This window comes from Dactylosporangium vinaceum (assembly GCF_019904175.1).
Taxonomy (GTDB): domain Bacteria; phylum Actinomycetota; class Actinomycetes; order Mycobacteriales; family Micromonosporaceae; genus Dactylosporangium; species Dactylosporangium vinaceum.
The window spans coordinates 9947488-9961831 of sequence record NZ_CP061913.1 but is presented as its reverse complement, the minus strand read 5'-3'; the positions used below and the strand labels follow the sequence as shown (position 1 = coordinate 9961831).

12 protein-coding genes are annotated in these 14344 nt (G+C 72.5%); 8 read left to right on the top strand and 4 right to left on the bottom strand.

The features are described 5' to 3' along the window. Positions 1 to 47 precede the first annotated feature (47 nt). Positions 48 to 1832 (bottom strand): AMP-dependent synthetase/ligase, encoded by a 1785-nt coding sequence (locus Dvina_RS44665; RefSeq protein ID WP_223097160.1) that lies wholly within the window; start codon positions 1830 to 1832, stop codon positions 48 to 50. 189 nt (positions 1833 to 2021) lie between these two features. On the opposite strand from Dvina_RS44665, the gene Dvina_RS44660 reads away from it, so the two are divergent. The 6 genes from Dvina_RS44660 to Dvina_RS44635 are packed head-to-tail and all read left to right on the top strand — an operon-like array spanning position 2022 to position 6970. Beyond that, complete coding sequence (locus Dvina_RS44660) at positions 2022 to 2465, top strand: SRPBCC family protein (protein WP_223097147.1); 444 nt, start codon at positions 2022 to 2024, stop codon at positions 2463 to 2465. After that, positions 2462 to 3076 (top strand): hypothetical protein, encoded by a 615-nt coding sequence (locus Dvina_RS54900; protein ID WP_246655730.1) that lies wholly within the window; start codon positions 2462 to 2464, stop codon positions 3074 to 3076. Before Dvina_RS44660 ends, Dvina_RS54900 begins: the two co-directional genes overlap by 4 nt. A 33-nt stretch (positions 3077 to 3109) precedes the next feature. Beyond that, positions 3110 to 4054, top strand: a complete 945-nt coding sequence (locus Dvina_RS44650) for an ROK family glucokinase (RefSeq protein ID WP_223097145.1) — start codon at positions 3110 to 3112, stop codon at positions 4052 to 4054. Between the two features lie 7 nt (positions 4055 to 4061). Further along, positions 4062 to 4736 (top strand): endonuclease/exonuclease/phosphatase family protein, encoded by a 675-nt coding sequence (locus tag Dvina_RS44645; RefSeq protein ID WP_223097143.1) that lies wholly within the window; start codon positions 4062 to 4064, stop codon positions 4734 to 4736. Between the two features lie 18 nt (positions 4737 to 4754). Then, entirely contained in the window at positions 4755 to 6167 is a 1413-nt protein-coding gene (locus Dvina_RS44640; protein WP_223097131.1) for a flavin-containing monooxygenase, read from the top strand. 11 nt (positions 6168 to 6178) lie between these two features. Beyond that, entirely contained in the window at positions 6179 to 6970 is a 792-nt protein-coding gene (locus tag Dvina_RS44635; RefSeq protein ID WP_223097129.1) for an alpha/beta hydrolase, read from the top strand. A 4-nt stretch (positions 6971 to 6974) separates the two neighbouring features. Here Dvina_RS44635 and Dvina_RS44630 read toward each other — a convergent pair whose 3' ends face one another. After that, positions 6975 to 7769, bottom strand: a complete 795-nt coding sequence (locus Dvina_RS44630) for a DUF308 domain-containing protein (RefSeq protein ID WP_223097127.1) — start codon at positions 7767 to 7769, stop codon at positions 6975 to 6977. 179 nt (positions 7770 to 7948) lie between these two features. On the opposite strand from Dvina_RS44630, the gene Dvina_RS44625 reads away from it, so the two are divergent. Continuing rightward, positions 7949 to 8659 carry a lysophospholipid acyltransferase family protein gene (locus tag Dvina_RS44625; RefSeq protein ID WP_223106068.1) on the top strand — a complete coding sequence of 237 codons (711 nt, stop codon included), beginning with the start codon at positions 7949 to 7951 and terminating at the stop codon, positions 8657 to 8659. Positions 8660 to 8713: 54 nt separating this feature from the next. Here the strand turns inward: Dvina_RS44625 and Dvina_RS44620 are convergent, their stop codons facing one another. Together Dvina_RS44620 and Dvina_RS44615 are read right to left on the bottom strand one after the other, a co-directional pair. Next, positions 8714 to 12325 (bottom strand): adenylate/guanylate cyclase domain-containing protein, encoded by a 3612-nt coding sequence (locus Dvina_RS44620; RefSeq protein WP_246655729.1) that lies wholly within the window; start codon positions 12323 to 12325, stop codon positions 8714 to 8716. Between the two features lie 114 nt (positions 12326 to 12439). Next, complete coding sequence (locus Dvina_RS44615) at positions 12440 to 13132, bottom strand: Crp/Fnr family transcriptional regulator (protein WP_223097114.1); 693 nt, start codon at positions 13130 to 13132, stop codon at positions 12440 to 12442. Positions 13133 to 13595: 463 nt separating this feature from the next. On the opposite strand from Dvina_RS44615, the gene Dvina_RS44610 reads away from it, so the two are divergent. Next, positions 13596 to 14339: a phosphotransferase gene (locus Dvina_RS44610; protein ID WP_223097112.1), complete on the top strand. Its 744-nt coding sequence runs from the start codon at positions 13596 to 13598 to the stop codon at positions 14337 to 14339. Positions 14340 to 14344: the final 5 nt, after the last annotated feature.

The window sequence follows — 14344 nt, the reverse complement described above, 5'->3', positions numbered from 1 at the left end:
GCGATCCCTTCGAGCGGCTTCCTAAGGCCCTGACGGACCGGCGCGGGTCAGCGTTCGTAAATGGCGGCGATGTCGTCGGCGTACTCCTTCATGACGACGTTCCGCTTCACCTTCAACGACGGAGTGAGCTCTCCGGTCGCCTCCGTGAAGTCGCGGGGCAGAATCCGGAAGACCTTGATGGCCTCGGCCTTCGACACGGCCTGGTTGGCCTCGTCGATCGCCTTCTGGATCTCCGCGCGCAGCTGCTCGTCGCCGGCCAGGCTCTCCATGGAGGCGTCCTCGGGCTTGCCGTTGTCGCGCTTCCAGGCCGGCAGGGCGTCCGGGTCGATGGTGATCAGCGCGGCGATGAACGGCTGCCGGTCGCCGACGACCATGCACTGGCTGACGAGCGCGTGGGCCCGCACCCGGTCCTCGAGCACGGCCGGGGCCACGTTCTTGCCGCCGGCGGTGACGATGATCTCCTTCTTGCGGCCGGTGATCCGCAGGAAGCCGTCGTCGTCGAGCTCACCGAGGTCGCCGGTGTGGAACCACCCGTCCGCGTCGATCGCCTCGGCCGTCGCGTCGGGGTTGTTCCAATAACCCTTGAAGACGATGTCGCCCTGCACCAGGATCTCGCCGTCGTCGTCGATCCTGATCGTGACCCCGGGCAGCGGCCGCCCCACGGTGCCGATCCGCACGCCGTTGTCACGGTTGGCGTTTGTCGCCGGCGAGGTCTCGGTCAGTCCGTATCCCTCGTAGATCGTCACGCCGATCCCGCGGTAGAAGTGGGCGAGGCGCTCGCCGAGCGGGGCGCCGCCGGAGATGGCCCGCGTGCACTGCCCGCCGAGCGCGGCCCGCAGCTTGCCGTAGACCAGCCGGTCGAACAGCGCGTGCCGGGCCCGCAGCAGCAGCCCCGGCGACGGTGTCGAGCTGAAGTCGATGGCGGTCTTCTCGGCGCGCTCGAATATCGCACCCTTGCCGTCGGCCTGCGCCCGCTGTTTGGCGGTGTTGTAGACCTTCTCGAACACGCGGGGCACTGACAGTACAAACGTCGGCTTGAAGCTCTTGAGCATCTCGGCCAGGTTCTTCGTGTCGGCCGTGTGCCCCATCGTGGCCCGGGCCTGCACCACGCCGATCTGGATGAGCCGGGCGAACGAGTGCGCGAGCGGCAGGAACAGCAGCGTCCGCGCGCCCTCGTTGAACAGCGAGCGCAGCTCCGGGATGGCGTTGACGATGTCCGAGAGCATGTTGCGGTGCGTGATGATGCAGCCCTTGGGCCGGCCGGTGGTGCCGCTCGTGTAGATGATCGTGGCCAGGTCGTCGGCCCTGGTCGCGGTGCGGCGCCTGTCGACGTCCTCGCGGGGCACGGCCGCGCCCTCGCCGACGAGCTGCTCGATCGCGCCGCCGTCGATGTGCCAGACGTGGGCCAGGCCCGGCGTCCGGTCGCGCACCTGCGCCACGGCGTCGCGGTGGGCGTCGGTCTCGGCGAAGCAGGCGACAGCGCCGGAGTCCTCGAGGATCCAGGCCACCTGCTCGGGGCTCGACGAGTCGTAGATGGGGACGGTGACCGCGCCGCAGGTCCAGATCGCGTAGTCGATGAGCGTCCACTCGTATCGGGTCTTGCTCATGAGCGCCACCCGCTCGCCCGGCTCGATGCCGGCGGCCAGCAGGCCGCGGGCCAGCGCGACGACCTCGTCGAGGAACTGTGCGCAGGTCACGTCCTGCCACGCGCCCTCGACCAGGCGCTGGAACTGCACCGTGCCCGGGGCAACGGCCGCGTTGTCCCAGACCGGGTCGGTAAGCGTCGCCGTATCGGCAACGGCGACCGCGGCAGGGACCGAGAACTCGCGCACGTCCGGCTCCATTTCGACTCGGTAGCTGTATCGGGAACCTACCTGTCCGCGTAACACCACGCACAGGGCGCCTGCACCCCGATCGGGCCTGGGCGCCTGCACCCTGTCCCGCTGGGTGAGCGGGGAGGCGAGCCGGAGCGCGGCGAGCCGACGCCCGGGGGTGCGGACGGCAGAGGTAGCCTGCCACGCATGGCCGACACTTCGACGCAGTCGATCGTCATTGACGCGCCCCCCGAGCGGGTCGCCGCGGTCATCGCCGACTTCGCGCGCTATCCGGAGTGGGTGGCCGCCGTGAAGTCGGCCGAAGTGGTCGAGGAGTACGAGGACGGGTACGCCAGCCAGGTCCACTTCGTGCTCGACTCGGGGCCGGTGACCGACGAGTACACGCTGCAGTACGCGTACGCCGAGGATCTGAGCCGCATCGAGTGGAGCCTGACCGCGCCGTCGAAGATGCAGAAGCAGCAGGACGGCTCCTACGACATTAGCGCCAATCCGGACGGCACCTCCACGGTGACCTACTCGCTGGCGGTGGAGCTGGCGATCGGGATGCTCGGCATGTTCAAGCGGAAGGCCGAGAAAATGATCATGGACACCGCCCTCAAGGAGCTCAAGCGCCGGGTCGAGGGCGCATGACCGACGCCCGCCGCGACCCGCGCGAGGAGGCCGAACGCCTGGTCGCCGCCGCCCTGGCCGCCATGTCCATGGCCGCGAACAGCACCACCGGCTTCGCGACCGGCTCGGCCGAGTGCTGCGTGTGCCCCCTGTGCAAGGCGATCGCCGCGGCCCGCGACCTCGACCCCGAGTTCGCCGAGCGCCTGGCCACCGGCGCCGGCGACCTGGCCGCGGGCGTGGCGAGCTTCCTGCGCAACTTCGGCGAGCGCCCCACCCCGGGCCGGCGCCCCGGCGCGGAGCGGCCCCCCGCCGAGCCCGGCGCGGAGCGGCCCTCCGCCGAGCCCGGCGGTGAGCCCGGGCCGGCCGCCGCCGAGCCCGGGGAGCCCCGGACCGAGCCCAACCTGGGTGACCTGGTCGCGGGTGCGGCGTCCGTCCTGCGCGGCTTCGGCGAGCGCCTGATGCCCCCGCCCCCGCCGCCCGAGCCTCCGAAGGCGCCGCGGGAGAGCGCCGGCGCCGAGGACGACGGTGACCCCTGGCAGGCGGCCACCCGCAAATCGCCACCCGGTGCGCACAAAAACCCGGCTGACGGTGACAAAGCCGCAACACCCGACAGCAACGTCGCTGAGGATTAACCCCAAACACCGCAACGAGAGGAGTCGGCCGCAGTGGGGCTGACCATCGGCGTCGACATCGGCGGAACCAAGGTGCTCGGCGGGGTCGTCGACACCGCCGGCGATGTACTCGTCCAAACCCGGCGTGACACGCCCGCCCAGGACCCCGGCGAGACCGCGGACCGGATCATCGAGGTGATCAAGGAGCTCGCGGCCGGGCACGAGGTCCAGGCGGTCGGCATCGGCGCGGCCGGCTGGGTGGACGCGACCCGCTCGGTGGTGCAGTTCGCCCCCAACCTGGCCTGGCGCAACGAGCCGCTGCGGGACAAGATCCAGCAGGCGTCCGGACTCCCGACAGTGGTGGAGAACGACGGCAACGCGGCGGCCTGGGCCGAGTTCCGCTTCGGGGCCGCGCACGACGCCGACGAGTCGATGGTGCTCTACACGGTCGGCACCGGCATCGGCGGCGGGATCATCATCGGCGGCCGGCTCATCCGCGGCGCCAACGGTGTCGCGGGCGAGGTCGGGCACACGATGATGGTGCCGGACGGGCACCCGTGCGGCTGCGGGCGCAAGGGGTGCCTGGAGCAGTACACCAGCGGCAATGCTCTTGTGCGGTTCGCGAAGGCCGACGCGAAGGCCCGTCCGGGGGCGGCGGCCCTGCTGCTGGGCCTGGCCGGGGGAGACCCGGACGCGATCGTCGGCCCGGCCGTGACCGAGGCCGCCCGGCTCGGCGACGAGGTCGCGGTGGGCGCGTTCGCCCAGGTCGGGCACTGGCTCGGGGTCGGGTTCGCGGACATGGTGCAGACCCTCGACCCGCAGGTGATAGTCGTCGGCGGCGGCGTGATCGACGCCGGCGACCTGCTGCTCGCGCCCGCCCGGGCCAGCTACCGGGAGCAGCTCGCCCAGCGCGGCCAGCTGCCCGTGGCGGAGATCCGGGCGGCGCTCATGGGAAACCTGGCCGGAGTGGTCGGCGCGGCGGATCTGGCCCGTTTGTGAGGCGTACATGACGAAGATCAGGGTGCTCTCGTACAACCTGCACGGCCTGAAGGACGACCGGCGCGCGCTCGCGGCGGCCGTCCGGCAGGCCGCGCCGGACATCGCCATCCTGCAGGAGGCGCCGCGGCGCTTCCGATGGCGGCAGAAGTCGGCCGCCCTGTCCCGCGACCTGGAGATGGTCGTCGGCGGGGGCGGCCTGCCGGCCCTGGGCAATCTGATCCTCACCAATCTGCGGGTGCGGGTGGTGGCGGACTGGAACATCCGCTATCCGCTGACGCCCGGCCGGGAGATGCGCGGCGCCGCGTTCGTGCGCTGCCGCGTCGGCCGGGCCACGTTCGTCGCCGCCGGCTGCCACCTGTCCACCGACCCGTCCGAGCGCCCGAGCCAGGCCGAGCTGCTCAAGCAGGCGATGCGCGAGGTGAGCGAGCCGCTGCTGCTCGGCGGCGACTTCAACGAGAACTCGGGCGGCGCGGCCTGGCGGATGCTCGCCGACGGGCTCACCGACGCCGCCGGGGGCGACGAGCGCCTGACCTTCTCGGTCGCGAACCTGCGCCACCGCCTCGACGCGATATTCGTCGACCCGCGGATGACGGTGCTGCAGTACGACGTGATCGACACGCCCGAGACCCGGGCGGCCAGCGATCACTTTCCAGTACTCGTCGATCTGGAAATTGCGGCATAAATCCGAGAGGATGCCGCGGTGAGCGCTGACCGTCAGTTCGACGATGCCGCCGGGAACGCGACTTACTGGCGCGACGGCGAGCCCGTGTACGACCGCGGCGACACCGTCTGCGTCATCGGCGCCGGCGGCACCGGCCTCACTACGATCAAGAACCTGCGCGAGGCCGGCTTCGGGGTCGACTGCTACGAGCGCGAGACGGGCGTCGGCGGCGGCTGGAACTGGCGGCACGACCGCAGCCCGGTCTACGCCAGCACCCACCTGATCTCGTCGAAGCCGTTCACCCAGTTCCCGGACTTCCCGATGCCCGACGACTGGCCGGACTACCCGCACCACTCGCAGGTGCTGCAGTACTTCGAGCGCTACGCCGACCACTTCGGGCTGCGCGAGCACATCTGGTTCGGCACCGAGGTCGCCCGGGTCGAGCCGGCCGAGGGCACCGCGGGCGGCCCGCCGCGCTGGGACGTCACCGTGAAAGGCTCGCGGGGCGGGGCGCCGCGCACCATGCGCTACGCGGCCGTCGTGGCCGCCAACGGGCACAACTGGTCGCCGAAGATGCCCGAATACGAGGGGCTGAGCGAGTACCGCGGCAAGGTCATCCACGCCGGGCAGTACAAGGACGCCGCCCAGCTGCGCGGCCGCAAGGTCCTGGTCATCGGGGCCGGCAACTCCGGCTGCGACATCGCGGTCGAGGCGGCCCAGCAGGCGGCGAAGTGCTGGCACTCGACCCGGCGCGGCTACTGGTACGCGCCCAAGTTCGCCCTCGGCCGCCCGGCCGACCAGGTGAACGACCAGATCCTGGCCATGCGCCTGCCGGTGAAGGTGCGCCAGTGGCTGCTGCACCGCACGATCAACATGACGGTCGGTGACCTGACCCGCTTCGGCCTGCCGAGGCCGGAGCACGGCATCCTGGAGATGCACCCGCTCGTCAACAGCCAGCTGCCGTACTACCTCGGGCACGGGGACGTGGTGGCGGTACCGGACGTCAGGCACTTCGAGTCGCACGCCGTGGTGCTGGCCGACGGGCGCACCATCGACCCCGACCTGGTCGTGATGGCCACCGGCTACCTGCCGCGGTTCGAGTTCCTGGAGCCGGAGCTGCTGTCGACCGACGCCGCCGGCCGGCCGCGCCTGGCCCTGCAGATGCTGTCGCGGACCCACCCGACGCTCGCCGTCGCCGGGCTGCTGCAGCCGGACTCGGCGCTCTTCACGCTGTCGCACTGGCAGGCCGTCTTCATCGCGCAGTGGCTGCGCGTGCTCGACGCCGCGCCCGACCGGGCCCAGGCCATCTACGCGCGGCTGCGGACCGAGGGCGATCGGCGGTACACCCAGAGTAAGGTGACCGACTCGACGCGCCACTGGTTCGAGGTCAGCCACTTCGTGTACCTCAAAGAGCTCGAGAAGACCCTGCACGAGCTGGAGGCCGTCAGTTGACAACCAGGGTCATGCGCAGCGACGAGTGGTCGAAGCCGCCCAGGCCGGTGCACCGCGAGGTGATCGAGGCCGAGCCCCCCGCCGGCGGCGCGAACGACCGCCCGCCGGTCCTCTTCGTGCCGGGGCTGGGGCACGGGGCCTGGGCGTTCGCCGAGCACTGGCTGGAGCACATTTCGCAAAGAGGCTTTCGGGGGTACTCGATGAGCCTGCGCGGACACGGAGGGTCTGGACCGGCACCGGACGCCCGCCTCCGCGACTACGTGCACGACGTGACCCAGGTCGCGGCCGGGCTGCCCCGCCAGGCGGTCCTGGTCGGGCACGGCGCCGGGGCCCTGGTGGTGGCGATGGCGATGGCGCGCTACCCGGTGAAGGCGGGCGTGCTCGTCGCCCCGGTCTTCGGCGGCCTCGGCACCGCGTTCGGCCTGCTCGGCAGCAACCCCGGCGGCACGCTGCCCGGGCTTTTCGGCGGCCGGGTGACGCTCAGCCGCGACCAGCTGTTCAGCAAGGCCCTCGCGGCCGGTGCGGGCCAGGCCTACGCCCAGCGCCTGCAGCGGGTCCCGGGCGCCGCGCAGCGCCAGCTCCTGACCCGCCACGAGCCCGAGGCTCCGGTCGGCAACCCGCCGGTGCTGGTGGTGGGCAGCCCGGACGACCGGATCGTCGCGGCCGACACGCTGACCTGGGTGGCCCGGCGCTACGGCGGCTCGCCGCTGCTGTTCCCCGGCATGGGCCACGACCTGATGCTCGACGCGCGCTGGCAGGAGCCCATCGACGCGATCGCGGACTGGCTTGAAAAGGTCGGGTAGGCGCTTACACGCGGGCCCCGTTGTCGGGGTCGTCGTCCTCCTCGTCACCTGGGCGCAGCCGCAGCACAAGCGTGACGAACCCGGTCAGCACCCCGGCGAAGCCCAGGAAGAGCGTCGTCTGCGAGCCCAGCGGCAGCAGGTCGGGCCAGAAGAGCAGGATGAGCCCGGCGGCCAGCGCGAGCACGGCCAGGATGGTGACCGGCGCGACCCGGGGGAGCGGCGGCGGGGGCGGCGGGGTGTACCCCTCGTCCTCCTCCGGCTCGTCCGGCAGGTCGGTGCCGAAGGTGTCGAGGCTGTCCAGCAGCGACCGGTCCACGGCGTCCGACGGCCGCCGCAGCGACGTGCGCGGAGCCGGCTCGGTGTCCATGTCCGGCGCGGCGGTGCTGGAGGACACGATGTCCTCGGCGGCCGGCCACGGCACGGCCCGCGTCGGGTCGACAGTCGTGTGGAACCCGGCGACGATCGCGGCGAACGCGTCCTCGTCCGAGACCGGAGCGGTGCTCTCCACCGGGGCGGGCTGCTCCGGCACGGCGGTCGTCAGCCGGGCCAGGTAGTCCTGGGCGGTGGCGAGGTGCTCCCGATCGACGTACAGCCGGTCCGTCGGCCGCGCGGGCAGCGTCGTGGTGCGGGTCAGCGGATGCAGATCCGACGCCGGCTGCAGGTAGGCGGCGATCCCGCCCTCGGCCAGCATCTCCAGGAGATGCTCGCCGACCCGCGGGTCGACGTCGCCCACCACCGCGTACTCCTGCGCCACCAGCCCGTTGTCCCGCCGGCCGCGCCGCGCCCCACCCCCTGGCACAGCTCGCCCCTCCCCGCGGTGGCCATCGCGACGACCGGGTGCGCCGCGAAAAAACCGCTGACCGAAATCCTGACATGCCCGGCCGTCGTTCCGGGAGTGCGTTGTGGTGTGCCGTACTGGTTCGTAGGCTTCTTTACGACGGTCATGTCCGATTGTCGCGCGCTCCTGAAAGGTCGGCCGTGCTCTACTGGCTCCTCAAGTACATCGTCCTCGGACCTTGGCTGAAGCTGGTCTTCCGGCCGAAGGTGGAGGGCCTTGAGCACGTCCCCGACCAGGGCCCCGTGATCATCGCCAGCAACCACCTCTCGTTCGCCGACTCGATCTTCATGCCGCTCAGCGTCCGCCGCCGCGTCACGTTTCCGGCGAAAGCCGAATATTTCACCGGAAAAGGGATCAAGGGCCGGCTCACCAAGCTTTTCATGGCGGGTACCGGTCAGATCCCCATCGACCGCTCCGGCGGCAAGGCGGCCCGCGCCGCCCTGGAGGTGGGCCTGAGCATCCTGCGTGCGGGCGGCATCTTCGGGATCTACCCGGAGGGCACCCGCTCGCCGGACGGCCGCCTCTACCGCGGCAAGACGGGCGTGGCCCGCCTGGCCCTCGAGTCGGGCGCCCCGGTGGTGCCCGTGGCCATGATGAACATGGACAAAGTTCAGCCGATCGGGCAAAAGCTGCCGAACCTCCGGCGCGTACACATCAAGTTCGGCCCCGCGCTCGACTTCTCCCGATATGCCGGAATGGCCGGAGACCGCTTCATCGAGCGCGCCGTCACCGACGAGATCATGTACGAGCTCATGACCCTCTCCGGCCGCGAGTACATCGACATGTACGCCCAGAAGGTCAAGAACGCACCGGTGCCCCAGGAGGAGCCGGCCGCACCGATGGCCGCGTGACAGCTCTCTGCCCCCTGCGCCACCGGGCCGGTGCCCGGTTCCCGGAACGTGCGCTCAGGAAGGGGCCGGCAACCCCGTCGGCGGCGTCACCGGCTCGTCCGGCGGCGGCGTGAGCCCGGCCAGCTCGAGCAGCCGCGGCGTGCCCGCCTGCTCGGCGAAGGCCACCAGCTCGGCCCGCCACGGCTCGATCCGCTCGTCGCCGGCGCGGTCCAGGGCCTGCACCGCCCACGCGATCGACAGGATGCGGGCCGACTCGTTGGGGATCTCGCCGTAGAGCGCGGCCGAGGCCAGGTGCATGTCGGCCGCCCGGGCGTAGTCGCCGTCGACGAACGCGATGGCCCCCGTGATCGTGCGCTGGGCCGCCTCGACCCACGGCGTGCGGTGCGGCACGTCGGCAAGCATGTCGCGGACCGCCATCATCGCCACCCGGCCCGAGCGGACAGCGGCGTGGGCGGTCGCGTCGATCCACTCACCGCTCGCGATCGCCCGGACCTCGCGCCAGGTCTTCGCCAGCTCCACGATCAGGGCCTCGGCGTCGCGGTCGCGGCCCTGCAGCGCCCGGCACAGCGCGCCGTGCCCGAGCGCGACCCACTGAAGGCGGTAGAAGCCGGAGCGGCGCCCGGCCGCCACCACGTCCTCGACGTCGTCCGCGCCGTCGAGCCGGTCGTCGCCGCGCAGCGTCCGGATCCAGGCCCGCACCCCGCGGACCTGCAGGTCCCACTCGGCGCCGGGCTCGGCCATGGCCGCCTCGGCCGCGGCCACGTACGCCGGCCAGTCGCCGTTGAAGTACGCCGACTGGGCGACGTCGGAGTAGCCGGTGGCGAGCGTGTGGCTGCCGGGCACGGCGTGGCGGCTGTCGTCGAGCAGGGCCGCGGCCGCCGTCCAGTCGCCGTCCTCCAGGAGCGCCCAGGAGACATTGCGCAGCGCCCGGTGCTCGGCGAGCAGGCGCTTCTCCCGGCTGACCTCCAGGGCCGACTGCAGCTCGACCAGGCCGAGGCGGTCGCCGGCCTGGAACAGTGCGGTGCCGATCGTGATCCGGGCGCCGGTGGCCACCTCGACCAGGCCCAGCCGGTCGGCGATCTCCGCGGCCGCGCTGGCCGCCGCGACCGCCGGGTCGACCTCGAAGTTGAGCATGTGCAGGCGGCCCAGCTCGGCGTAGGCGTCGGCCTTCGGCGGCCCGTCCGGCAGCTCGTCGAAGAGCTCCACCGCCCGGTCCAGGCACGACAGTGCGTCGAGGCGGTCGGCCCGCAGCCACGCGGCCTGGCCCCGGACCGTCCACGCCCGGGCCGCGCCGGCCTGGTCGCCGGCCGCGTAGAGCCGCTCGGCCAGCCCGACCAGCCGGTCCGCGCCGCCGCTGCCCAGGAACGCCTCCGGGTTGGCGTAGAACGCGATCTCGGTGCTGAGCTGCTCGATGCGCAGGCGCTCGAGGGTCTCGGTGCCGGGATCGCACAGCGCCAGGGCCTTGTTCGCGTGCGCGGCCGCGGCGTCCAGGGCGTGCAGGGCGTAGGCGCGCCGGGCGGCCCGGTGCATCGCGTCGCGGGCCGGTCCGCCGTAGCGGGACGCGTCCAGGCCGAGCGAGCGGGCGATCTCGTAGGCGATGAACCGGTGGTTGGCCACGACCTCGGCCAGGTCGGTGTCCCGGTCGGCGGCCAGGCCGTCGAGCCACTCCGCGGTCAGCTCGTGGCGGGCGACCCGCTCGGTGCGGGGGAGCCGCTGGTAGCAGACGTCGCGGACCAGGACGTGGCCGAAGCGGTACTCGGTCTGGCCGGCCATGGTCGAGGCGGCCTGCTCGTGAATCAGGTCGCGCTGCTCCAGCCGGCGCAGTGAGCGCTCGATGCCGTCGGCGGGCCGGCTCATCGCGGCCCCGACCGCGCCCGGCCAGAAGTTCATCCCGACCACCGCGGCCGCCTGGAGCACCGCGCGGTCGGCGGCGTCGAGGAGGTCGACCCGGTTGGCGATCACCGCGTGGACGCTGTCGGGCATGGGCAGCTTGCGCCCGAGCGCGTCGTTCGCCGGCAGGTTGCCCTGCTCGGCGAGCATCCGGGTGTACTCGAGCGCGTACAGCGGATTGCCGTCGGCCAGCTCGACGAGCGAGCTGAGCGACTGCGACGGGAACGTAGCCGCGCCCAGCAGGTGGGCGTACATCGTGGCGATCTCGGTGTCGCGCAGCGGCGGCAGCGTGATCGACACCGCGCCCGCGACCGCGCCGGCCCAGCTCGGGTTGCGCTCCAGCAGCTCCGGGCGGGCCGTGCACAGCAGGAGCAGCGGCACGTCGCGCACCGACGCGCCGAGCCGCTCCACGAACCGGACCATCGACTCGTCGGCCCAGTGCAGGTCCTCGAAGACCAGGACCGTCGGCCGGTGCGCGGCCAGCGCGACGACGAAGCGCCGCCACGCCGACTCCGTCTCGTCCGGGGCCAGCTTCGGGCCGGGCAGGCCGACGAGCGGGCTGAGCGCCTCGGCCAGCCGCTCCGCCTCCGAGGCGTTCGAATGCGGCGGCCCGACGATCGCGGCCAGGGCGGTGTCGAGCCGCTCCCGGGTCGTCTCGGCCGAGTCGGTGTCGAGGATGCCGGCCTGGGCCTTCACGATGTCGGCCAGCGCGGCGTAGGTGACGTTCTCCCCGAACGGCGGGCAGCGCCCGGTCCGCCACGCGACAGGCGCGTCGAAGAGCCGCTCGGCGTGCAGGAACAGCTCGTGCACCAGCCGGCTCTTGCCGATCCCGGCGTGCCCGAGCACCGTCACCAGCTGCGGTGTGCGCTCACGCAGGCCCCGGTGCAGGGCGTTGACCAGCAGGCTCAGCTCGTGGGTGCGGTTGACCAGCGGCGTCGAGCCGGCCTCGCGGTCGGGGTGGTTGCGCCGCAGCGGGGCCAGGGCCAGCCAGACCTCGGTCGGCGTGGAGCGCCCGCGCAGCGTGGCCGGCGGCTGCTGCTCGAACCGGATCGACGCCTTGGTCAGCGCGTAGGTCGTGCCGCAGACCAGGACACCGCCGGGCGGGGCCAGCGACTGCAGCCGCGAGGCGGTGTTGACCACGTCGCCGGCGACGATCGCCTGGCCGCCGTCGCGGGCCGCGGCCACGTCGACGAGCGCCTCCCCGGTCGCGACGCCGACGCGGAAGCGCAGCTCGCGCTCGCCCTCACCGGTGCTCGCGTAGCGGGCCAGGACGCGCTGGAGCTCCAGACCGGCCCGGACACAGCGCACGGCGTCGGTCTCGGTGGCCACCGGCGCGCCGAAGAGCGCCATGACGGCGTCGCCGATGTACTTCTCGACGACCCCGCCGTATTGCCCGATGACCTCCCGGGCCGTGGAGAAGAAGCTCTTCTGCAGCTCGCGGACCAGCTCAGGGTCGGCCCGCTCGACATACGGCGTGAAGTCGATCAGATCCACGAACAGCACGCTGATCCGGCGCCGGTCCTCGCTGCGGGCGGCCGGGATGGCGGGCACGGAGGCCCGGCCGGTCGCGCGCTCAGCCCGCATGATCAGGCCGCGGGCGGCCGTCGTGTCGGCCCGCGGGGTGCCGCAGCCGGTGCAGAACACGGCGTCGGGGCCGAGCGTGCGTCCACACGTCGGGCACGGTGGGCTCAGCTCGGCGCCGCATCCACCGCAGAACCGGTCGCCCTCGCCCGCCTGGCGGCCGCAGCGTGCGCACTGACTGGAAATCGCCGACACTCCCTTGCCCTGTGAGAACCCATCCTCACATGGCGGCGGCCGGGGCGGCCAGGTGTCCGAAATGGCACCCGCTACCCCGGCCGTCCGGCCCTACGTTCGTACCTGAAAAGGCAGTTACCGGTCGGTCATTCCGGCGCGCCGGCGCAGGGCGGTGAGGTCGGTGACCACGATCCGGCGACCCTCGGTGCGCAGCCAGCCGCGGCTGGCGAACGACCCGATCGCCTGGTTGACGCTCTGCCGCGAGCCGCCGGCCATCTCGGCGAGCTGGCTCTGGTTGAGCTCGATGGTGACCATCGGCGCGGTGGTCTCGCCGGCCAGGCGGACGAGCGTCTTGGCGACCCGGCCCGGCAGGTCGAGGAAGACGTGGTCGGCGTTCTGCTCGGTGAGCCGCCGGATCAGCAGGCCGAGCGAGCGCATGACGGCGTCGAGGATCCGCGGGTTGGCGTGGACCAGCTCGATGAAGGCGTGCCGGGACAGGGCCAGGGCCTGGCAGTCCTCGATCGCCTCGGCCGAGGCCGAGCGGGCCGCGCCGTCGAGCAGGGAGACCTCGCCGAGCGTGTCGGGGGGCCGGACCACGGAGAGGACCGCGCGTTCGCCGGTCGGAGCGGTCCGGAACACCATCACGGCACCGCGCTTGAGCACGATGAGTGACTCGCCCGGATCGTTTTCGACGAACAGCAGCTGGCCTTTGCGGTATGTCCGTGGCACCGCCGCCTGGATGACCCGTTGACGAACATCGGGCTCCAGACCACTGAACATTTCCACACCGGTCAGTGCGTCGCCGGGATCTGGCAGCCGACCCTCCACGGTCAAACCCCTCCCGGTTCGGCGTTGATCGGAATTCGAACTCCGAGATCACGTTAGGTGATCACGAAGACAGTACGGAACTTCTACCAGATCATGACGTGCCTGTCGGAGTCTGTACATCCCCCGCATCGCTTCACCGACAGCACCGTGCATGTGTCCGCAGGCAGGCTAGTGCCACCGTGCAAACCGCCGCGGGGCGGGGGGCACGGCGGGGGCGGAGGCCGGGTCCGGAGGTGGTGCGAGCGCCCCGGGCCCGGTCACTCTTTCCGGGCGGTTTTTCCGTTTTCGCACACGGCGGAGTGTGACGGCGGATAATGCGTCAGTGGCCGCCCCCGCCGCCGAAGTGATGCGCACCGCCCTGCGCCGCAGCTGGCAATGCAACCCCGGACCCTGCATGCCCCAGGGTCGCGATACCTGGCAGGTCGAAATCAATGGCGGCCAATTCGTCGGCAAATGGGTGCCGATGCACCGCCGGTCCGGATTCGAGGCCGGGCTCAGCGCGGCCGAGCACGTCGACGCGTTCGGGGTCGGGGCCGGCGCGCCGGTGCGGGCCGCCGACGGAGCATTGACGGTGGCCGAGAGCGACGGGGTGGTGGCCCTGATGCACCTGGTGCCGGGGCGTGCCCTGCAGGCGGCCGACCCGCTGGACCGGCAGTGGTGGGGCGACACGCTCGGGACCGCACACCGGACCCTGCGCCGGTTCACGCACCCTCACCTGGCGAAGTTCGATCCCGCAAGTCTGCTCCCGTCGGGACCGCACATCGCGATCGAGCCCTGGCTCGGTCCGGCGCTGCGGGAAACGGTGGCGGCGGTCCGCCGGGTCATGGTCACCGACCAGCTGACCTACGGCGTCCTGCACAACGATCCGCAGGCCGCCCACTTCCGCCTCGACCCCGCCACCGGCGCGGTCGGCCTGGTCGGGTGGGCCGGTGCCGGCACCGGCCCGCTGCTGGCCGACCTGGCCGCCGCGGTGCTCGCGGCGGGCGGCCCGGACGCCGCCGACGGGCTCGTCGACGCCTACCTGCGGGCCTCCCGGGTGCCCCGCGACGAGTGCGAGGCCGCCCTGCCCGCGCTGCTGTGCCTGCACGCCGCCCTGGCCGCGGCGGACGCCGTCGAGCGCATCCACGCCGACGGCGGGCGGCTCGAGGACCAGGCCGCACTCACCCGGCTGGCGGCGCTCTACGGGCAACTCGCCGCCGCGCTGTGATCGGC

Bases quoted from the DNA above. Each gene is read 5' to 3' on its own strand.
- Dvina_RS44660 (WP_223097147.1), top strand. From the start codon at position 2,022: ATGGCCGACACTTCGACGCAGTCGATCGTCATTGACGCGCCCCCCGAG.
- Dvina_RS54900 (WP_246655730.1), top strand. From the start codon at position 2,462: ATGACCGACGCCCGCCGCGACCCGCGCGAGGAGGCCGAACGCCTGGTC.
- Dvina_RS44645 (WP_223097143.1), top strand. From the start codon at position 4,062: ATGACGAAGATCAGGGTGCTCTCGTACAACCTGCACGGCCTGAAGGAC.
- Dvina_RS44635 (WP_223097129.1), top strand. From the start codon at position 6,179: ATGCGCAGCGACGAGTGGTCGAAGCCGCCCAGGCCGGTGCACCGCGAG.
- Dvina_RS44610 (WP_223097112.1), top strand. From the start codon at position 13,596: ATGCACCGCCGGTCCGGATTCGAGGCCGGGCTCAGCGCGGCCGAGCAC.